16 protein-coding genes are annotated in these 19,449 nt (G+C 72.5%); 10 read left to right on the forward strand and 6 right to left on the reverse strand.

The window, feature by feature from the left end; translation table 11 throughout:
• Position 1 precedes the first annotated feature (1 nt).
• Together ABNF97_RS01785 and ABNF97_RS01790 are read right to left on the reverse strand one after the other, a co-directional pair.
• The gene (locus tag ABNF97_RS01785) at positions 2 to 739 is read right to left on the reverse strand and encodes an ATP-binding cassette domain-containing protein (protein WP_130462774.1); all 738 of its coding nucleotides are present in this window, start codon (positions 737 to 739) and stop codon (positions 2 to 4) included.
• Positions 732 to 1,289: a helix-turn-helix transcriptional regulator gene (locus tag ABNF97_RS01790; protein WP_207230511.1), complete on the reverse strand. Its 558-nt coding sequence runs from the start codon at positions 1,287 to 1,289 to the stop codon at positions 732 to 734. The genes ABNF97_RS01785 and ABNF97_RS01790 overlap by 8 nt, the downstream gene beginning before the upstream one ends.
• A gap of 179 nt (positions 1,290 to 1,468) precedes the next feature.
• On the opposite strand from ABNF97_RS01790, the gene ABNF97_RS01795 reads away from it, so the two are divergent.
• The 6 genes from ABNF97_RS01795 to ABNF97_RS01820 all read left to right on the forward strand — a co-directional run bounded on the left by ABNF97_RS01795 (position 1,469) and on the right by ABNF97_RS01820 (position 10,911).
• On the forward strand, positions 1,469 to 2,476 hold the full coding sequence (locus ABNF97_RS01795; protein ID WP_349337421.1) for a glycerophosphodiester phosphodiesterase: 1,008 nt from the start codon (positions 1,469 to 1,471) through the stop codon (positions 2,474 to 2,476).
• A 194-nt stretch (positions 2,477 to 2,670) separates the two neighbouring features.
• The gene (locus ABNF97_RS01800) at positions 2,671 to 4,068 is read left to right on the forward strand and encodes an acyl-CoA synthetase (RefSeq protein WP_349337422.1); all 1,398 of its coding nucleotides are present in this window, start codon (positions 2,671 to 2,673) and stop codon (positions 4,066 to 4,068) included.
• Positions 4,069 to 4,315: 247 nt separating this feature from the next.
• Positions 4,316 to 5,620: a radical SAM protein gene (locus tag ABNF97_RS01805; RefSeq protein WP_349337423.1), complete on the forward strand. Its 1,305-nt coding sequence runs from the start codon at positions 4,316 to 4,318 to the stop codon at positions 5,618 to 5,620.
• Between the two features lie 32 nt (positions 5,621 to 5,652).
• Complete coding sequence (locus tag ABNF97_RS01810) at positions 5,653 to 8,850, forward strand: AfsR/SARP family transcriptional regulator (RefSeq protein WP_349337424.1); 3,198 nt, start codon at positions 5,653 to 5,655, stop codon at positions 8,848 to 8,850.
• A 65-nt stretch (positions 8,851 to 8,915) separates the two neighbouring features.
• Positions 8,916 to 10,358: a hypothetical protein gene (locus ABNF97_RS01815; protein ID WP_349337425.1), complete on the forward strand. Its 1,443-nt coding sequence runs from the start codon at positions 8,916 to 8,918 to the stop codon at positions 10,356 to 10,358.
• Positions 10,359 to 10,371: 13 nt separating this feature from the next.
• A complete protein-coding gene (locus ABNF97_RS01820; protein ID WP_130462779.1) occupies positions 10,372 to 10,911 on the forward strand; it encodes a hypothetical protein in 540 nt (179 codons plus the stop codon).
• An 87-nt stretch (positions 10,912 to 10,998) separates the two neighbouring features.
• Here ABNF97_RS01820 and ABNF97_RS01825 read toward each other — a convergent pair whose 3' ends face one another.
• Entirely contained in the window at positions 10,999 to 12,552 is a 1,554-nt protein-coding gene (locus ABNF97_RS01825) for a serine/threonine-protein kinase (protein ID WP_349337426.1), read from the reverse strand.
• Positions 12,553 to 12,719: 167 nt separating this feature from the next.
• Positions 12,720 to 13,142, reverse strand: a complete 423-nt coding sequence (locus ABNF97_RS01830) for a MarR family winged helix-turn-helix transcriptional regulator (RefSeq protein ID WP_349337427.1) — start codon at positions 13,140 to 13,142, stop codon at positions 12,720 to 12,722.
• Between the two features lie 86 nt (positions 13,143 to 13,228).
• Between ABNF97_RS01830 and ABNF97_RS01835 the strand changes: the two genes are divergently transcribed.
• From ABNF97_RS01835 to ABNF97_RS01850, 4 genes are all read left to right on the forward strand, one after another.
• The gene (locus ABNF97_RS01835; RefSeq protein WP_349337428.1) at positions 13,229 to 13,468 is read left to right on the forward strand and encodes a zinc-binding dehydrogenase; all 240 of its coding nucleotides are present in this window, start codon (positions 13,229 to 13,231) and stop codon (positions 13,466 to 13,468) included.
• Positions 13,469 to 13,514: 46 nt separating this feature from the next.
• On the forward strand, positions 13,515 to 13,877 hold the full coding sequence (locus tag ABNF97_RS01840) for a hypothetical protein (protein ID WP_207230512.1): 363 nt from the start codon (positions 13,515 to 13,517) through the stop codon (positions 13,875 to 13,877).
• Between the two features lie 139 nt (positions 13,878 to 14,016).
• The gene (locus ABNF97_RS01845; RefSeq protein WP_349337429.1) at positions 14,017 to 15,090 is read left to right on the forward strand and encodes an LCP family protein; all 1,074 of its coding nucleotides are present in this window, start codon (positions 14,017 to 14,019) and stop codon (positions 15,088 to 15,090) included.
• A gap of 86 nt (positions 15,091 to 15,176) precedes the next feature.
• A complete protein-coding gene (locus tag ABNF97_RS01850) occupies positions 15,177 to 16,733 on the forward strand; it encodes a sugar transferase (RefSeq protein ID WP_349337430.1) in 1,557 nt (518 codons plus the stop codon).
• 40 nt (positions 16,734 to 16,773) lie between these two features.
• On the opposite strand, the gene ABNF97_RS01855 is transcribed toward ABNF97_RS01850, so the two are convergent.
• Positions 16,774 to 18,018 (reverse strand): DUF1501 domain-containing protein, encoded by a 1,245-nt coding sequence (locus tag ABNF97_RS01855; protein ID WP_349337431.1) that lies wholly within the window; start codon positions 18,016 to 18,018, stop codon positions 16,774 to 16,776.
• Position 18,019: 1 nt separating this feature from the next.
• Positions 18,020 to 19,288, reverse strand: coding sequence for a DUF1800 family protein (locus tag ABNF97_RS01860; RefSeq protein WP_130462784.1), 1,269 nt, complete (start codon positions 19,286 to 19,288; stop codon positions 18,020 to 18,022).
• Positions 19,289 to 19,449 lie beyond the last annotated feature (161 nt).

Below are 19,449 nucleotides of genomic sequence, written 5' to 3' on the forward strand. Positions count from 1 at the left end.
GTCAGCCCTCCAGGTCGATCAGGTTGCCGAACCCGGGTCGACCGGCCGAGCCGGTCAGGTCCCGCTCGTCGACGATCTGCCCGTCGAGCATCGTGACCACCCGGTCCGCGGCCGCCGCTACCCGGTGGTCGTGGGTGACCAGCACGATGCTCTGGCCGTCCTGGTGACGTCGGCGGAGCAGGTCGAGCACGGTCTCGGCGGCGGCCGAGTCCAGTGCGCCGGTCGGCTCGTCGGCGAGCAGTATGTCGGGGCGGTGCACCACGGCGCGGGCCAGGGCCACCCGTTGCTGCTGGCCGCCGGAGAGTTCGGCCGGTGCGGCGTCAGCGGCCCCGACCAGATCCAACTCGTCGAGTACCTCAAGCGCCCGGCGGCGGGCATCCCGGCGGCCGACGCCCTGGAGCACCAGCGGCAGCTCCACGTTGCCGGCCACCGTCATCGTCGGCACCAGGTTGAGGAACTGGAAGACGAAGCCGACGTGCCGGCGCCGGATCAGGGCTCGGCCACTCTCCGAGCGGGTGTCCATCCGCTGGCCGGCCAGCCACACCTCGCCCCGGTCGGGGCGGTCGAGCCCACCGAGCAGGTGCAGCAGGGTCGACTTGCCGCAGCCGCTCGGTCCGGTCACGGCTACCCAGTCGCCGGCCGCCACCTCGAGCGAGACGTCCCGGAGGGCGGCGAGGTCCCGTACGCCGCCGTGGTAGCTGCGGGCCAGCCCACGGGCGCGCAGCAGCGGGTCACTCATCGCCGTCTCCCTTCCAGGAGGTCTTGAGCTCGATCTGCGCGAGTTGCTGCTGGCACGCCTCCAGCCAGCGCAACTCGGCCTGTAGGTGCAGCGCGGTCGCCTGCACCAGCAGGCCGCTGACGCTTCCGGCGGCGGTGCGCGCCGCCTGCCGGTCGAGCTCCCGGAGCGCCTCCAGACAGCGCTGCCGGTGGTCGGTGACGACCGTCCGGGAATCCACGTCGGGCAGCAGGGGCGCGGCGAGCTGGGCGGCGACCAGTCGGAGCAGCACGTCCGGTTTGACCAGCGGGGGGTCGGAGGGGGCGGAGAGCCACTCGTGCAGCGCTGCCGTGCCGGGCTCGGTGAGCCGGTAGACCTTGCGATCGCGCCGGTCGCCGCCGGACTCGGTGGTGTGTGCGACCAGCCCGTCCCGCTCCAGCCGGCCGAGCGTCACGTAGACCTGGCCGATGTTGACTTCGCCAGCGGCGTCGGCGAACAGCTCGTCGTAGCGTCGACGCAGCTCGTAGCCGTGGGCCGGGCCGGCGGCGAGCAGGCCGAGCACAAGGTGTTTCATCCACCGACCTCCGATGCCTGGCGCGCTGAAGTCTAACGGTTAGGCATGGATGCTCAAAGGAGCCGTACGGCGCGGACCCGGGTTCGGCGACCCGTCCGTATCGGCGGACCCCGGGACACGGAGTGGATGATCGGCGACAATGTCCGGTGGACCGGGCGGTCGCGGGGAGAGGGGGCCGGATGACCGTTGACCGCCCGTTGGTGATCGCGCACCGCGGCGCCAGCGGCTACCGTCCGGAACACACCCTGGAGGCGTACCGGCTGGCGATCCGGCTGGGTGCCGACTTCATCGAGCCCGACCTGGTCTGCACCCGGGACGGGGTGCTGGTGGCCCGGCACGAGAACGAGATCTCCGGCACCACCGACGTCGCCGCCCACCCCGAGTTCGCCGCCCGGAGGACGACCAAGACCATCGACGGCACCTCGGTGACCGGCTGGTTCACCGAGGACTTCACCCTGGCCGAGCTGAGGACGCTGCGGGCACGGGAGCGGCTGCCACAGATTCGGGCGACCAACACCGCGTTCGACGGCCAGCTGCCGGTGCCGACCCTGCAGGAGGTCGTCGACCTGGCCCGCGACGAGAGCCGCCGGCTGGGCCGGACCATCGGCATCTACCCGGAGACAAAGCATCCCAGCTACTTTCGGTCGATCGGACTGCCGCTGGAGGAGCCGCTGGTGCGGGTACTCGGGAAGAACGGCATGACCGGCAGGGCGGACCCGGTGATCATCCAATCCTTCGAAACCGCCAGCCTTCGCGGCCTGAACAGGCTGACGGGGGTACGACTGGTCCAGCTGCTGGACGCGGTCGGACGGCCGTACGACCTCACCCTGGCCGGTGACCCGCGTACCTATGCCGATTTGGTCACGGCGGAGAACCTGCGCTGGATCGGCGGCTACGCCGACGGCATCGGCGTGCACAAGAACCTGCTGCTGCCCCGGGACGCGAGCGGCAGGCTGCGCGCCCCGACCACCCTGGTCCGGGACGCGCATCGGGCCGGACTGGTGGTGCATGCCTGGACGTTCCGGGCGGAGAACCAGTTCCTGCCGATCGACTTCCGGATCGGCGCCGACCCGAACGCCCGGGGCGACATCGTCGCCGAGTACGAACTCTGCCACGGGCTCGGCCTGGACGGGTTGTTCAGCGACCACCCGGACACCGCCGTGGCAGCCCGCGCCGCTCTGGCCTGACCAGGCGGGGCCGGCCTGACCAGGCGGGTGGCCCGACCAGGCGGGCGGCCCGACCAGGCGGGCGGCCCGACTGTGACGGCTGGCGACGGTGACGGCTAGGCGGGCCGTGACGGCTGGCCGGGCGGTGACGTGGGCCGGGTGTCGGGCCGGCCGGAGCTGGCAGGATCGTCGTCAGCCGAGGGACGGGAGGAACGATGCTGCTGCCGGCACTGGACGGGGTACTGCCCGACCGCCCGGACGCGGTCCGGGTCGACGGCGAGACCGCCTCCTGGGAGGAGCTGCGGCGGGCCGCCGCCGGGGTCGCCGGCCGGCTGGTCGGGTCGCCGGCCGTCGCCGTGCACGCGACCGCCTCGCTCTCCGGCGTGGTCGGGGTGCTCGCCGGGCTGATCGCCGGCGTGCCGGTGGTGCCGGTGCCGGCCGATGCTGGACCGGTGGAACTGGCGCACATCCTTGCCGACTCCGGAGCGGCGCTGCTGCTGGCGGAGGCCCCACCGCCGCACCCGGTGCCGGTGCCGGTCGAACCGGTCCTCGGGCCCGCACTCGCACCCTCCGGCGGCCTGTCCGAGCCGCCGGGTACGGCCACCGCGCTGATCCTCTACACCAGCGGCACCACCGGGGCGCCGAAGGGCGTCCTGCTGACCCGGAACGCGATCGCGCACGACCTGGACGCGCTGGCGCAGGCGTGGGCGTGGACCCCGGACGACATCCTGGTGCACGGACTGCCGCTGTACCACGTGCACGGCCTGGTCCTCGGCGTACTGGGAGCGCTGCGGATCGGTTGCCGGCTGGTGCACACCGGCCGACCCCAGCCCGACCGGTACGCGGCGGCCGGCGGGACGCTGCTGTTCGGCGTACCGACGGTGTGGTCGCGGATCGCGGGCGACCCCGGCGCGGCGCGGGCGCTCGGCGCGGCGCGCCTGCTGGTCTCCGGGAGCGCGCCGCTGCCGGAGCCGGTCTTCGCCCGGCTGGCCGGGTTGACCGGGCACCGGCCGATCGAGCGGTACGGCATGACCGAGACCCTGATCACGATCAGCACCCGGGTCGACGGCGAGCGCCGGCCCGGACACGTCGGGCTGCCGCTGTCCGGCGTCGAGAGCCGGCTGGTCGACGACGCCGGTGCGGTGCTGCCGGCTGACGGGGAGAGCATCGGTGAACTCCAGGTCCGTGGCCCGACCCTCTTCTCCGGCTACCTCGGGCTGCCGGAGGTGACCGCGGCGGCGTACGCCCCGGACGGCTGGTTCCGCACCGGCGACGTGGCGACGGTGGCGTCGGACGGGCAGCACCGGATCGTCGGCCGGGCCAGCATCGACCTGATCAAGAGCGGCGGGTACCGGATCGGCGCGGGTGAGGTGGAGAACATGCTGCTCGCCCATCCCGGTGTCCGCGAGGCGGCGGTGGTCGGCGCCCCGCATCCGGACCTCGGCCAGGAGGTGGTGGCGTACGTCGTCGGCGACGGTGTGACCCCCGAGACGCTGATCGAGTTCGTCGCCACCGGGCTGTCCCGGCACAAGCGGCCCCGCCGGGTGCACCTGGTCGACGCGCTGCCGCGCAACGCGATGGGCAAGGTGCAGAAGCGGCAGTTGCTGGCCTGACGGGGCCGGGCCCGGCCCACCGATTCGGTCGGTGCCGATGGCGGTGCCGATGGCGGTGCCGATGGCGGCGTCGGTGTCGGTGCCACGCCGGTCCTTGATCCACCCGGTGGGTCGGGACGGGGCGCGGGTAGCGTGGTCGGGGGCACACCGCCGAGGAGGCGGTCGCCGGCCAGCCGGCGGGGGGTGCCATGGTGACGGCAGGCTCGTCGGGGATCCGGCGGCGTCGTAGCGGACCGGAGGAGCGCGCGTGCAGACCCGCACTGATCTCGTCGAGGAGCTGATGGGGCGCTTTCCGCACATTCCACGCGAAGCGGTCCTCAAGGAGGACCTGCTGCGCGGGGGGATGGCGTTCGACGACTCGGCGCTGACCGACAACGAGAACGGCGAGGTCAAGCCGAAGTCGTACTTCATCTTCTCGTTCGACCACCGGACCCTGCCCGAGCTGGGCTCGGCGGCGCTGCGCCGACCCCCGGAGGAGATCGTCCTGACCGGCGGCCCGTACGAGCTGCGCCGCACCGTGGTCTCGGTCCGGGTCAACCCGGAGTCGCCGTACCGGGTGAAGGACGGTGGCGACGGGATGCTCCGGCTCTACCTCGACGACCGGCCGATCGCCGACGTCGGGCTGCCGCCGATGCCGGAGTACTACCGGCACACGCTCGGAAACGGCAAGTCGGTGATGGAGGTCGCCCCGACCATCCAGTGGGGCTACCTGATCTACCTGACCGTGTTCCGGGTCTGTCAGTACTTCGGTGCCAAGGAGGAGTGCCAGTACTGCGACATCAACCACAACTGGCGCCAGCACAAGGCGGCCGGCCGGCCGTACACCGGGGTGAAGCCGGTGGACGAGGTGCTGGAGGCGATGGCGATCATCGACCGGCACGACACCCTCGGCGCGTCGAAGGCGTACACCCTGACCGGAGGAAGCGTCACCTCCAAGGTCGACGGGCTCGGCGAGGCCGACTTCTACGGCCGGTACGCCAAGGCGATCGAGGAACGGTTCCCGGGCCGGTGGATCGGCAAGGTCGTGGCCCAGGCACTGCCAAGGGCCGACGTGCAGCGGTTCCACGACTACGGGATCCGGATCTACCACCCCAACTACGAGGTGTGGGACAAGCGACTCTTCGAGCTCTACTGCCCCGGCAAGGAGCGGTACGTCGGTCGTGAGGAGTGGCACCGCCGGATCCTCGACTCCGCCGAGATCTTCGGGCCACGCAACGTCATCCCGAACTTCGTGGCCGGGATCGAGATGGCCGAGCCGTTCGGCTTCACCACCGTGGACGAGGCGATCGAGTCGACCACCGAGGGGCTGCAGTTCTTCATGTCCCGGGGAATCACCCCCCGGTTCACCACCTGGTGCCCGGAGCCGACCACGCCGCTGGGCCGGACCAACCCGCAGGGCGCGCCGCTGGAGTACCACATCCGGCTGCTGGAGGCGTACCGGGCGACGATGGAGGCGAACGGGCTGAGTAGCCCGCCCGGGTACGGTCCGCCCGGTGCCGGCAACGCGGTCTTCTCGGTCAGTTCCTTCATGGACACCCTGCCGCCGAACTGATGTCCGGTCCGGCCGGCCGATAACCTGGTGCGGTGACCACCGGTGGGGGATGGGCACCGGCTGGCGACGAGCGGCCCGATCCGGTGGTGCTGCCCAGGCCGAGGCTGATCAGGCGCCTCGACCAGCTGTCCGCCCGTGGGTTCGTGGCGGTCGTCGCCGGCCCGGGTACCGGCAAGACGACCCTGCTGCGGGAGTGGGTGACCCGCGGGCCCACCGCGTGGCACAGCCTGGGTCCCGAGGACCGCGATCAGGGGCACCTCTTCACCGCCCTCGCCACGGCGCTGCGCACCGTCGGCATCCCGGTACCCGGCCCAGGGGCCCACGACGACCCGTCCGTGCTCGCCGGACTGCTCGCCGACGCACTGTCCACCACCGCCCCGGCTGCCCCTGCCACCACCGCCCCGGCCGTGGGGGCGGCTGCCGGGTCGGCCGACCCGGCCCGGCTCCGGTTGGTGCTCGACGACGCGCACCTGGTGGACCCCGGTCCGGGCGCCAGCCTGCTGGCGGCGCTGGCCGGCCGGATGCCCGCCGGCACGGTACTGGTGCTCGCCGGCCGACACCCGGTGCCGTTCCCGACCGGCCCACTGCGATCCAGCGGCCGGCTCGGCGAGATCACCGCCGCTGACCTGGCCCTCACCCCGGCCGAGGTACGGCGGATGCTGGCGGGCGCCGGGGCACCCGGGCAGCACCCGATCGTCCGGCGCGGTGCGCTCGACGCTGCCGACTCACCCGGGGTGGTCGCCGCGATCGCCGGCCTCGTCAAGGTCGCCACGGAACGGGGACGCCGGACATCGTGGCCGAGCGCGGGCGGGACCCTGGCGCCACCGGAACTGGACGAGCTGCCGCCGACGCTCGACGAGGCCGACCTGGCCGCACTCTGGACGCTGTCGGCGATCCAGCGGGCCGGTCCGGGCTCGCGGGGCGCCGGAGCCTACCACCGGGCGCTGGCTGCGCTGGCCGGTCGGCGACGGATCGCCGCGGGCGACCTCCTACCGCTGCGGGCGGCCCGGCTGGTCCTCGGCGGGCCGTCCGGGATTCCCGACGTCGACCTGCTGCTCGCCGAGTCGGCGGTACGCGACGACCAGCACGACGAGGCGCTGCGTTACCTGGCGGCCGTACCTGCCGGGACGCCACTGCCGGCGGCGCTGGCCTGGCAACTCGGTGCCCTGCTGCACCGGCGCGGTGAGTTCGACGACGCGGAGGCGCTGCTCGAACGGGCGGCACCCGGGGACGGAACGTCCGGGCTGGCAGACCAGGCGCAGGTCATGGCGGGCCGGGCGGCGGTGCGGTGGGCCCGGGGCGACGGGGCCCGGACCAGGGAACTCGCCGACGAGGCGGTCCGGTTGGCCGAGACGAGCCGGGACGACGCGGCGATCGCGGCCGCCTACGTGGCCCGGGCGCTGGCCACGTTCAGCGCCGGGGACCGGGCCGGTAACGAGCACGCGTACGCCCGGGCGCTAGCCGCGGCCGTTCGCGCCGGTGACCTCGGGCAACAGTTGCGGATCCACTGCAACGTCGGCTCGCGGCTGGCGGAGGAGGGCCGCTACCGGGCGGCGACCGAGGAACTCGGCGCGGCGATCCGGCTCGGCGAGCGCACCGGGCAGCGGATGCTGTTGGCGCTGGCCCTGCACAACCGGGCCGAGGCGTGGCTGGGGCTCGGCGAACTGGCCCGGGCCCGGGCCGACTCCGACGCGGCGCTCAGCCTCTGGCAGCGCGACGGGTCGCCGCTGGCCGCCTTCGGGCTGCTGCTGACCGCCCGGGTGCACCGGGTCTGTGGCGCGACCAGCCAGGCGGTGGCCGCCTACCAGGCGGCGCTGGCGATGGCCGAACCCGACGGCAACGCCCAGGTGCTGACCGAGGCGTGCGCCGGGCTGGCGCGTACCCGGTACGCCGACGATCCCGCCCGGTCGGCCGAGTACGCCCGCCGCGCCCTGGCGATGCCGAGCGCCAACGGGCCCACCGTGGCCGAACTCGCCGCCGGCTGGGTGGCGCTCTGCTCCGGGAATCTCGACTCGGCCCGGCAACACGCCGAGCGGGCCCGCGCCGAGGCGGGATCCCGGCGGGACCCGGCCGGGCTGGCCGAGGCGATCGAGCTCGCCGCGCTCGCCGCCGGGCTGGCCGGCACGGCGGCGAACGCGGCGGACCCGGTCCGCGGCGTCGGCGGCTCCGGCGGCGGCCGGACGCCGGACCGTCCGGTGGTGGGGCTGGTCGAGGCGGCACAGATCTGGGCCGAGGTCGGCAACGAGGTCGGACTGGCCACGAACGCGCTGCTGCGGGCGCGGCTCGGCGCGGACCGGCCGGCCGAGGAGGTCGCCTGCCGGCGGCTGCACCGGCTCGGCGTACGCGAGGGAGCCTGGCATGTCGCCGGACCGCTGGCGGCGATCGGGCCGGCGCCGGTGCCGGAGGTCGAGGTGCAGACCCTGGGGCACTTCGTGGTCCGGCTGGCCGGCGTGCCGGTGCCGGCGGCGGCCTGGCAGTCCCGCAGGGCGCGGGAACTGCTGAAGCTGCTCGCCGGTCAGCTCGGCCGGCCGCTGGGCCGGGAGACCCTGGCCGCCGTGCTGTGGCCGGAGACGCCGCCGGAGGTGGCGCTGCGCCGGCTGTCGGTGCTCGTCTCGACGGTCCGGGCCGTGCTGGATCCGGACCGCCGGTACCCGGCCGACCGGTACCTGCACACCGACCCGGCAACGGTGCGGTTCAACCCGGAGCGGGTGTCGGTGGACGCGGTGCGGTTCCACGACGCGGCCCGGTCGGCGATCGCGGCGGACGGCGCCAGCCCACCGGACGGGCGTACCCGGCCGGAGGTGGGTGCGGCGACGGGGCAGTGGGACGAGGCGGGCGGCGTCGGGATACTGGGCCGGCTGGAGGCGGTCGTCGGGATGTACGCCGGGGACTTCTGCGCCGACGGCGAGGCCACCGGGGACTGGGTGGCCCGTCCGCGTACCGCGCTGGCCGAACTGCACCGCGAGCTGATCCGCCGGTTGGCCCGCCGGTGCCTGCGAATCGGCCGGCCGGAGGCGGCGGTCGGCTGGTACCTGCGGCTGACCACCGAGGACGGCTACGACGAATCGGCCCACCTGGGACTGGTCAGCGCGCTGTCGGCCGCCGGCCGGCACGGCGAGGCCGCCCGCCGCTACCGGGACTATCTCGACCGGATGCGGGAGATCGAGGTCGAACCGGCGGCCTTTCCGCCGGGAACCGGCGAGACGGCCGGCGCCCTGAACGATTCCTGAACCGCCTCGGAACATCACCGCCCATCATGGAGCCCGACACGGCGGGTCGAGGGCGGAGGCGGCGGATGTCCGGTTGGCGGGGGTGCGGCTCGTTGCTCGTGGTGGTCGTCCTGCTGGTCGGCGTCGGGGCGTGCGGAATCCGGCCGGGCGGCGACGGCGAACCGGGGGGCGCGATCGCCGCGAGCGAGGCGGGCCGCACCTACGGGTACGGCCCCAGCCGGGACCGGTCGATCAGGTACCAGCCGGACGTGGTGCTCGTCGAGGCGGGACCGGACGCGATCCGGTCGGCCAGCGCGGACGGGACGACCTGGGTACTCGACGCCGACGCGCCGGGCGTCGACGACCTCGAACCGGGCCGGATCATGTACGCCACCAGCCGGGCGGTCGGTCGGGTGGTGCAGGCGCGGCGGTCCGGGGACGATTTCGCCGTCACCCTCGCTCCGGTCACGCTCACCGAGGTGTTCCGGGACGCCCACTTCCGATCCGAGCAGCGATTCGACGAGGCCGACCTGGCGTACCAGGAGGTGCCGGACCTGCCCGGGGCGGTCGGCGTACCGGCCGGGTCGCGGTCGCCGGAAGCGGTCACCCCGATCGGGCTCGACGGGACCACCGTGCTCACGATGAACCCGGTGCGGCTCGCCCCGGCCGGCGGTGGCCGGCTGCCACCGGCGCGGGAGCGAAACTTCGCGGTCAGCGTCGGCGAGTGGGAGGCCCAGCCCTACCGGACGCAGGGCAAGCTCGGCCTGAAGATCGGGTACGCCGCCAACGAGAACCTCAAGGTCTACATCGACTTCGCGATGAACGTCGCCGACCTGCGGATCCGGGCCGACGTGCCGATCTCGAACGGGCGGATCGGCAGTGGCACGTTCGCGGTCGACGGCATCCGGAGCATCTCGGTCGACGTCTCCGCCGGCGCCGCGAACGGCGCGGACGACAACCGGAAGGTCCGCGTCGAGGTACCGGTCGAGATCAACATTCCGGTACCGGGTGAGCCGCTGGTGTACAGCAACACCTGGAAGTTCATCGTGACCACCGGGCTGAGCGGTCGGAACACCACGGTGACGGCGGCCGGGGAGTGGGCGGTCAACGGCACCCTCGGCATCATCGGCGGTACGTTGCAGAAGCCGACCCTCTCGGTGGTGCGCAGCATCATGGACTCGATCACCGGCATCTCGATCGGTCCCAGCGGGCTCGCCTTCGCCGTGGAGACGAAGATCCAGTTCGGTATCGGCATTCCGGCCGCCTTCGCCGGCCCGTACGCCAAGCTTGTGGTCGACCTCGGCGTCACCAACGGCTCGGCGCTGGGTGCCCCGCTGGCCCGGTGCGTGTCGGCGAGCCTGAACGCCAAGGTCGGCGGCGGCTTCGGGATCACCGCCTCGTCCAAGGCGGTCGAGGCGCTGAAGAAGCTGCTGCCGACGAAGCTGAAGTTCGAGCTGGAGAGCGAGCAGTTGTGGCCGATCCACCGGGCGGCCCAGACCCTGCCGAACGTCCCACTCTGCGTGGGCTGAGAGGAAGGCTCCAATGATCGTCCGTAGCCGCCCGCTGCTGGTGACCCTGACGGCGCTCGCGCTCGCCCTCCCCACCGGGTGCGGCCGGTTCGGCGGCGACCCGCCGGTCGCCGCACCGCAGGACGCCCCACCGGCCGCGACCGGCGCCGACCCGGTGACCGAGCCGACCTCGGCGCCGCCGGCGGCCGCGTCGCTGGACGCCTGTGCCCTGGTCACCAGGGCCGAGGCCGAGAAGCTGGCCGGTACGCCGCTGGAGGACGCCGTACCGGTGCGCGAGACGTGCAGCTACACCGGGCCGGTCACCGGGCCGACCGCCCAGGTGGAGATCTACGTCGGGGACGGGGCGAAGAAGTTCCTCGACATCGAGCGTGAACTCGACCACGAGATCTGGCCGCTGCCCGGAATCGGTGACGAGGCGTACGCCGAGGACGGCGCCGTCTTCGTGCACAAGGGCGGGCAGTGGGTCGCGGTCAAGCTGGTACTGCTGAACGACCCGAAGGAGAGCCGGAAGCCGCTGGAGGAGGTGGCCCGCACCGTCGCCGGCCGGATGTGAGCCCTTGCCGGTGTCGCCGGCCAGCAGCCGGGCCCGGTACGCCGGAAACCCATCGCGCCGACATAGCCGAGTGTCGCCGGCCCGTGCTCACTCCGAGCCGGTGTTGGTGGTCGAGGGGACACCGTCGGTACAGGTGACGGTCATCTGCACGGTGTGGTTGCCGTGCCGGAACCTGACCATCGTGGCCGGCGCCGGACCGGGTTCGACAGCGTCGGTCCGGTAGGGACGGTTCGGCGTCCAGGAGAGCAGCCAGGCGCCGCCGTCGGTACAGCTGGCCCGGACCGATCCGCCGTCCGACGTCAGCGTCCTCGGCTCCGGCGTCGCGGTCGGCGGCGACTCCGGAGACGACGGCGCCGGCTCGCCCGGCCCGGTCGGTATCCCGCCGTCCGGGTCTCCGCCGCCCGGCTCCCCGCCCGGGACTCCGCCCGGCTGACCTCCCGGCGGGAACCCGGTCACCGGACCGGGTACGGGGTCGCCGAGCGGTGTACCCGGCGCGCCGGCGACCGGGGTCAGCGGCCCCGGCCCGGCCGGTGGGGGGACGGAGTCGCCACCGGTGCTCCCCGACGGTCCGGTGTACGCGGTCGGCCGGTCGCTCGGACCGGACTCCGCGGCACCGCGCGGGCTCGACCCCGAGCCGAGCGGGTCGGCGAGCCAGAGCAGGAGCGCGGTGACCGCGACGGCCGCCGCGCCGGTCACCAGCACCCCGGCGCGGCGCCGGGCGGCCCGGCCGTGGACGGCCCGGGGCACCAGCACGGTCGAGGGTTCACCGTCGACCGCGGCCGGAGCCAGTGAGTGGGCGAGTTCGTCGTCGACGATCCGCACGCCGGCGGCCCGAGCGAGCGTGGCGGCCACCTCGCGGGCCGGCGGACGCTGTTCCGGGTCCTTGTCGAGGCAGCGCCGGCAGAGCTCGGCGACCTTCGCCGGCACGTCGGGCAGCGGCGGGAGCGGTGCCGGCTCGACATAGACGTGCGCCCGCAACATCTGGGTCACCGTCTCCGTGCTCCACGGCGGGTGACCGGCGAGCAGGCGGTAGAGCAGGACCCCGACGCCGTACACGTCGGAGGCGGGCACGACGGCGTCCCCGCTGATCCGTTCCGGGGCGAGATAGCCGGGGGTGCCGAGCAACTCGTCACCCCACTCGTCGGCATCTCCGTGTCCCACCGCGGCGGCGATGCCGAAGTCGACGACCTTCGCGCCGGCCGGGGTCACCATCACGTTGCCGGGCTTGATGTCCCGGTGCACCAGGCCACGGTCGTGGGCGGCGGCCAGCGCCGCCGCCACCTCGGCGCAGATCCGGAAGCCGACCTTCGGCGGCAGCGGGCCGGCCGCGAGGCGCTGTTCGAGGGTACGGCCCTCGACGAGTTCCATCACCACGTAGGGGACGCAGGTCAGGCCGGTGGCGGACTCGCCGAAGTCGTACACCTGGGCGACGTTGGGGTGCGACAGCGCCGCCGCGGCCCGCGCCTCCTGCCGGATCCGGCGTCGTGAGACCGGGTCCCGGGCATGCGGGCCGGCCAGCAACTTGACCGCGACGGGACGGCCGAGTACCTCGTCACGGGCCCGCCAGACCACCGCCATACCGCCCCGGCCGAGCTGGTCTTCGAGCCGGTAGCGGCCGCCGAGTACCTGCTGCGCCTCCACGCGGAACAGTCTGCGCCGCGCGGCTGCACCCCGCTCGGTCTACACGCCGACCGGAACGGGCATTGTCCTCGATCGGGCAGCAACTCGACCGAACGGGCGAGGGCGGAATCGGGTGGTGGTCGGCGTGTCAGCTCGTCACCCGCGGACCGAACAGGCCAGCCGCACCGTCAGCCCAGTGCCTTGCGTAGCAGCGCCGTCAACTGGTCCTGTTCGTCGGGTGAGAGTCGCCCGACCGCGGTGCGGGCGAAGGTGAAGGCTGTGGCGAACCGTTGGTTGATCTCGTCTCCTCGGGGGGTTCGTGCGACGAGCCGGGCGCGGCGGTCCCTGGGATTCGGTTCGCGGGTCACCAGGCCGAGCGCTTCGAGACGCATGACGATCTGGGTGATGTTGGAAGCATCACAGCCGAGTTCCTCGGCCAGGGCGCCCATGCCGCGCCGCTGGTCGAGTCGTCCCAGCAGACAGGCCTGGGCCGGGGTGAGCGACAGCTCGGCCGCGGCCGCCTCGTAGGCGCGGTCGTATGCGTCGACCAGGTCGAACAGGACCGCCTCGGCCTGGGACGAGGTGGTTACGGGTCCGTTCGGCAGGGCCATGCGCCCAGCCTAGAACAGGTACTTGACCCGCTCAAACAGTTGTGATCGACTAATGCTTGATCTACTAAAGTAATCGGGGGGAGCCAATGGAGAGCAAAGCCTGGCCGAACGGGGTCCTGCCGCTGCCGGTGACGTCGCTGGACGCGACGGTCTCCTACTACGACGGGGACCGAGGCCGGGCCGCCACCGATCGGCTGAACGCCATCATCGAGGCGAGCTCGTTCGAGGTCCACGTCGCCCGGACCTTCCCGTTGGAGCGGGCCCAGGATGCGCATCGCGCCCTGAACGATCACTATCTCGGGAAGCTGGTCCTCAGGGTCGGATAGCACGGCGGGGAAGGCCGAGGCGGCGATATCGGGGCATAGTGGGCATATGCGTGAACTGTCCAACGATGATCTCGGGCTGCTGCTCTCCGTCTTCGTCCTGCTCCTGATCGCCTTCGGGATCGATTTCCATATGTCCACCCGTGCCGCGCAGCGACACCGCCGAGGCGCGATCTTCGCCGGCTTCGTCAGCCTGGTCGGCGAATGCACGACGGCCGTCACGCTCGTGCTGACCTGGGTCGCCCTCTGGAGCCCCGCCGCCTGGGAGCGGATCGACAACCTGCTGGTGTTCATCCCGGGAACGATCGCCGTGCTCTGCGCCGTCCTCCTCACCGGTTCGAAGGCGCTCAACCGGGTGATTCGGATCGCACGGGTGCGCTCGATCGACGGCACCGGACACGACGCCGGATAGCCCCGACGGTTCGCACGACCGCCCGTCACGGTCGTGCGAACCGTCGCTGACCAGCGGCGCAGTATCGGCGGGCGGACCGGTCGGATCGGTCGAAGAGCCGGGACCTTTCCCTGTTGCGCCAATCAGTAGCATCGAGTCCATGCCACACCAACCCCAACTCGCGGAGTCGGAGTCCACCGAGGTGCTCGCGGTGTCCCCCGACGGGAGTTCCACCGGAGCACCCGCTCCGAAACGGCGGCGCACCAGGCGGATCCTCCTCATCACGCTGCTGGTGTTGGCATTGCTCGGCGGCGGGGGAGCGGTCGCGGCCGGCATCTACGTCCACTCGCTGGAGTCGGGCATCGAGCGGGTCGAGGCGTTCGACGCCGTTCCCGAGGAGTCACGCCCGGTCAAGGTGGCGAAGGACGCCAAGAACATCCTGATTCTGGGCAGCGACACCCGTGACCCGTCCAACGCCGACGGATCACGCAGCGACACCATCATCCTCGCCCACCTGCCGGCGGACCGGTCGAGCGCCCAACTCGTCTCGATCCCCCGGGACACCTGGGTGCACGTGCCCAGATCCAAGGACGGCAAGCACGGCGGCCGGGACGCCAAAATCAACGCGGCCTACGCCTGGGGCGGCATCCCGCTGATGGTGCAGACGGTGGAGAAGTTCACCGGGGTCCGCGTCGACCACGTCGCGATCGTCGACTTCTCCGGTTTCAAGGAGATCGTGGACGCGCTCGGCGGGATCCAGCTCACCGTCGAGCAGAGCTTCACCTCGACGCACTCGCTGCTGCCCACCGGCCGTCGGGAGTTCAAGAAGGGCCCGCAGGTCATGGACGGCGCGCAGGCGTTGGACTACGCCCGGGAGCGCTACGCGTTCAAGGACGGGGACTTCGCCCGGATCCGGCACCAGCAGCAGGTCATCCGCGCCATCCTGGACAAGGCCGCCTCCGGCGGCACCCTGGCCAATCCGGCCAAGCTGAACTCGTTCATCCGGGCCTCCGCCGACGCGGTCTCGGTCGACAAGACCCTCTCCCTGCTCGACATGGGCATGGAGCTGCGGCACCTGCGCAGCGGCAACCTGAGCTTCATCACCAGCCCGACCAAGGGCACCGGCGAGGTCGGCAACGAGAGCGTCGTGTTCGCCAAGACCGACGAGGCGAAGAGGTTCTACGACGCCGTCCGGCGCGACGCCGTACCCGAGATCCTGAGTGGAGTGAAGTGACCGCACCCACCGGTGGGAATGCTCGCGGCGTAATCCCGCGCCGGGGGCCGGCGTAGCGGAGGTTGTCGTTACGGGGGAGGAAGTAGATGTCGACGTGGCCGTTGGCACCGCACGACCCGGCGGTCGGCCTGCCCGACTCCGGTTCGTCGGACCGGCCGTCGACCGTGGGCGCCGTCGATGCCGTCGATTCGGGGCCCAACCCACCGGCGCTGCCCCGACCCCGCACCGGGTCCGGGTGGGACCCACCGGGTCGGACCCGGTCCGGCATCGACACGACGGCGGTACTGCCGTACGTCGGCTCCCGAGCCTCGGTGCGCACCCGCCGGCTGCGGGCCTGGATGGTGGCCGCCCCGGTCGACGTCGCCGCGCTGCTCGCCCCGCTGCTGGTAACCGACCGTTACTGGCGGGGAACCGTCTTCACCGCCGGTCTCACGGTGGCCATCTTCGCCGCCGGCGGGCTCTACCGGGCGCGCCGGCACATGAGCATATTGGACGAGCTGCCCAGCCTCTGCGGCCGGCTGCTCGCCTCCGCCGCGGTGGTCGCCATCATCGCGGCCTTGCGGCACGGCTCGGTCGACTACATGACCGGCTTCATGCGGGGCGTGGCGCTCTCCGCCGGCCTCGTCATCGTCGGACGGGCGATCACCCGACGGGTGGTGTTGATCGCCCGGAAGCGTAGGTGGGTGGAGCACAACGCCATCATCATCGGCAGCGGTCCGATCGCCGTCGAACTCGCCCGGCTGCTGCGCCGTTATCCCCAGTACGGCCTGCGCTTCGCGGGCTTCGTCGACGCGGAGAAGCGGCATGGCCCGGCCTCGCCACCGCTGATCGGGACCCTGGACCAGCTCGCCGACCGGATCCGGATTGTCGAGTGCGACGTCCTGCTCGTCGCCGAGCCCGACTATCCGGAGAGCGGCCTGATGGAGCAGTTGGCCCGACCCGAGTACGCGAACTGCGACATCTGGAGCGTGCCCCGGCTCTGGGGCTCCCGCTCTCCGGGAGGACTGCCCGACCACATCGGTGCGATCCCGGTGGTACAGATCCGGCACACCAGCCTCTCCGGCGTGCGCTGGGTGGTCAAGCGCGCATCCGACATCGTCTTCTGCCTCGTCGCGCTGGTCCTGCTCAGCCCGGTCCTGCTGATCTGCGCCCTCGCCACCTGGCTGGAGGGCGGCAGGGGCGTCTTCTTCCACCAGGAGCGGATCGGTCGGTACGGCAAGCCGTTCGACGTCATCAAGTTCCGCACCATGCAGCCCGCCGACGAGCTGGAGTCCCGGACCCGCTGGTCGATCGCGGACGACCGGCGGATCGGCCCGGTCGGCCGCTTCATGCGGCGGACGTCCCTCGACGAGCTGCCGCAGCTCTGGAACATCCTGCGCGGCGACATGACGGTGGTCGGCCCCCGTCCCGAGCGGCCGTACTTCGTGCGGAAGTTCTCCGCCGAGCATCCCGACTACGCGATGCGGCACCGGGTGCCGGTGGGGCTGACCGGGCTCGCCCAGGTGAGCGGATTGCGCGGCGACACCCCGATATCCGACCGGGCCAGGTTCGACAACTACTACATCGAGAACTGGTCGCTCTGGCTGGACACCAAGGTGCTGCTCCGGACGGTCATCGAGGTGTTCCGGGGCGGCGGCCGGTGAGCCGTCACCCGTGGCGGTACGCCCGGGCGGCGACGAGCGGTCACCCGGCGGGCAGGAACGGCAGCGGAGTCACCTGGTAGCCCTCCAGATAGCGGGCCGGATCGGCGCGCAGCACCGAGCCGAGAAGAGTGCCGAAGACCTGCCGGAAGTCGACGCTCGCCTTGAGATCGCCGTCGTCCAGATCGGCCAGACTCGGCTGCTCGCCGTAGAGGCCGCCGGTCACCTGGCCGCCGAGCACGAGGACCGGGCCCGCGGTGCCGTGGTCGGTACCGTCGGAGGCGTTCGCCCGGACCCGGCGCCCGAACTCGCTGTAGACCACCACCGTGACCCGCCGGCCCGTCTCCGTCTGCGACATCCGCTCGACGAAGCTGGTCAACGCCTCGTCGAGCTGGGTGAGCAGCGTCTCGTGCCCGGCGATCTCGCTGGCGTGGGTGTCGAACCCGCCGAGACTGACCGAGTACACCCGGGTCGGCACCTCGGCCTCGACGCAGCGGGCGACCAGCCCGAGTTGCACGGCGAGCGCGCTCGACCCACCGGTACCGGTCGCCGGACCGGTCGGCCCGGTCTCCGGTCGGGCCGACTCCGAGGAGTGCCGCACCAGGTCCTCCACCCGGAGCAGGTCCGCGTAGGAGGCGGCAGCGCGGGCCTGCATCGCCGGCTCGCCCTGCTGCGGACCCCCCAGCGCACCGACGAGTCCGGTGTCGATCCCGGGCGGCAGCCGCAGGCCGCCGATGCTGACGCAGGCGCCGGCCCGGGTCTCTCCGGCGAGCAGCGGAGGCAGCACCGGCTCGAAACTCACCGCCGTCTCCGGGGTCGCACCGGTGCCGTCCAACCAGCGCCCCACCCAGCCGCTGTACACGGGTACGCCCGGCGACGCGGTCTGCCAGATGTCCATCGACCGGAAGTGGCTGCGGTCCGGCTTCGGATAGCCGACCCCGAGGACGATGGCGAGGCTCTTCGCGTCCCAGAGCCGCTTCAGGCCACGCAGTTTCGGGTTGAGCCCGAGGGCGTCGTCGAGATGCAGCACCTTCTCGGCCGGGTACGCCAACTCCGGCCGCAACCCGTGATAGCGACGGTCCGCGTACGGGATGACGGTGTTCAGACCGTCGTTGCCGCCGTAGAGGGTGACGAGTACCAGCGTTCCGCCCGGGTCGGCCGGTGCGGCCCGGGACGTCGACTTCTCCAGCAGTTCGCCGAGTCCCAGCGCGGCTCCGGTCGTCGCCAGCGCGCCGGCGCCGACGACACCGGAGGCGAGCAGGAAACGGCGTCGGGTCAGCGCGTCCATCTCAGGTCACCAGGTATTCCGGGCTCGACAGGCCGAGGACCAGCAACTGGCGTGCGTCCTTGACGTCGCGCAGCACCCGGTAGGTCCGGTCGGTCCAGCCGTCCACGGCGAGGATGTGCGCCACCTCCTCCGGGGTCAGCCGCCCGGGTTGGTGCAGCCCGGCCAGCTTGCCGGCGAGATTCATCCTGACCTGGGCGGCGGCCGAGGTCAGCCAGGCGGTGCCGGCCGGCCACCCGCCGACGCTGGGCGGCGCGAAGGGAAGCTGTCCGAGAGCGCGCATCCCGTACACGATATCCATGGCGGTCTCGACCGGCAGGCCGCTGATCCGCAGGCCGAGCTGCCGCATCGCCCCGACCAGCCACTCCACCGGCTGCTTGACCAGGGTGTGCGCGGTCGCACCGAAGGACTCGTCCTCGAAGAGCGCGCGCAGCATCGCCATCGGCGCGGGGAACGCCTCGGCCATCTTCTCCCGGAGCCGCTCCGGGATGGGCTCGCTGTGCGAGGCGTACCGGAACCACATCCGGGCGGCGATGAACCGGGGGCACTCCGGTCGGGTCAGCAGCAGGTTGACCAGACTGTGCGCGTCGAAGTTCGCCGTCTGGCCGAGAATGGTCTTGCGCCCCGGGTCGTGGCGAGCCGGGTCGAAGAGCGGACTCTTCTCCTCCAGCACGGTCAGCCATCCGGTGAGTGCCCGGCCCGCCTCCCGGACGTCCCGCTCGGTGTACTGCCCGATGCCGAGCAGGAACAGCTCGAAGAGCTCCCGGGCGAGGTTCTCGTTGGGCGCGTCCTTCTGGTTGTACTGCCCGTCCAACCAGTAGATCAGCGCCTGGTCGACGATCATCCGGTGGGCGAGGTCCACGAAGTCCCGGCTGTCTCGCAGGGCCCGGTGCTGGTTCAGTACGAACTGGGCGCTTCTCACCTTGTCGGCCGAGGTGGCCCAGTGCCCGTGCCAGAAGAACACCAGCTTCTCGACGGCCTGGTGGCTCGCCACGGTCATCCGGTCCAGCCACCACCGTTGGATCAGCTCGCCCTGCGCCTTGCGCTTGATGTCGGCCCGGATGTGCTGGGCCCGGGTCGGATTGGGCAGGTTGGCGTGCGGATCGGGGCCGAGTTCCGGCACCGGGGAGCTGGTGGCGCCAACATCGGGCCCGAGCGGGGACAGCAGGCCGGAGAGCGTCGCCGGGTAGCCCGCCTGGCGCGCCGCGGCAAGCTCGGCAGCGGTCGGACCGAATCCGGCCCGGCGCAGGAGCAGCGCGACGTCGCCGGTCATAGGGGCAACATAGGCGAGAAGCGGCGGCAGCGGCAAACCTCGGCCAGGCAACCGGCTGACCAGCGGGTCTGGTCGAAACTGGATAAAGCGGAGCGTCGGCGAGGGCGGCTGCCGTCGCGTCCCGGCGCTCGCCTAGGGTGCCCCTGGTGCGGCAGCGCACC

It is taken from the genome of Plantactinospora sp. B6F1 (assembly GCF_040120695.1).
Classification (GTDB): domain Bacteria; phylum Actinomycetota; class Actinomycetes; order Mycobacteriales; family Micromonosporaceae; genus Plantactinospora.

What these genes read in the sequence shown, in the direction of transcription:
- ABNF97_RS01860 (WP_130462784.1), bottom strand. Translation starts at nt 19,288, where the DNA reads ATGACCGGCGACGTCGCGCTGCTCCTGCGCCGGGCCGGATTCGGTCCG.
- ABNF97_RS01790 (WP_207230511.1), bottom strand. Translation starts at nt 1,289, where the DNA reads ATGAAACACCTTGTGCTCGGCCTGCTCGCCGCCGGCCCGGCCCACGGC.
- ABNF97_RS01820 (WP_130462779.1), top strand. Translation starts at nt 10,372, where the DNA reads ATGATCGTCCGTAGCCGCCCGCTGCTGGTGACCCTGACGGCGCTCGCG.
- ABNF97_RS01850 (WP_349337430.1), top strand. Translation starts at nt 15,177, where the DNA reads ATGTCGACGTGGCCGTTGGCACCGCACGACCCGGCGGTCGGCCTGCCC.
- ABNF97_RS01800 (WP_349337422.1), top strand. Translation starts at nt 2,671, where the DNA reads ATGCTGCTGCCGGCACTGGACGGGGTACTGCCCGACCGCCCGGACGCG.
- ABNF97_RS01785 (WP_130462774.1), bottom strand. Translation starts at nt 739, where the DNA reads ATGAGTGACCCGCTGCTGCGCGCCCGTGGGCTGGCCCGCAGCTACCAC.
- ABNF97_RS01795 (WP_349337421.1), top strand. Translation starts at nt 1,469, where the DNA reads ATGACCGTTGACCGCCCGTTGGTGATCGCGCACCGCGGCGCCAGCGGC.
- ABNF97_RS01815 (WP_349337425.1), top strand. Translation starts at nt 8,916, where the DNA reads ATGTCCGGTTGGCGGGGGTGCGGCTCGTTGCTCGTGGTGGTCGTCCTG.
- ABNF97_RS01855 (WP_349337431.1), bottom strand. Translation starts at nt 18,018, where the DNA reads ATGGACGCGCTGACCCGACGCCGTTTCCTGCTCGCCTCCGGTGTCGTC.
- ABNF97_RS01845 (WP_349337429.1), top strand. Translation starts at nt 14,017, where the DNA reads ATGCCACACCAACCCCAACTCGCGGAGTCGGAGTCCACCGAGGTGCTC.
- ABNF97_RS01835 (WP_349337428.1), top strand. Translation starts at nt 13,229, where the DNA reads ATGGAGAGCAAAGCCTGGCCGAACGGGGTCCTGCCGCTGCCGGTGACG.
- ABNF97_RS01830 (WP_349337427.1), bottom strand. Translation starts at nt 13,142, where the DNA reads ATGGCCCTGCCGAACGGACCCGTAACCACCTCGTCCCAGGCCGAGGCG.
- ABNF97_RS01840 (WP_207230512.1), top strand. Translation starts at nt 13,515, where the DNA reads ATGCGTGAACTGTCCAACGATGATCTCGGGCTGCTGCTCTCCGTCTTC.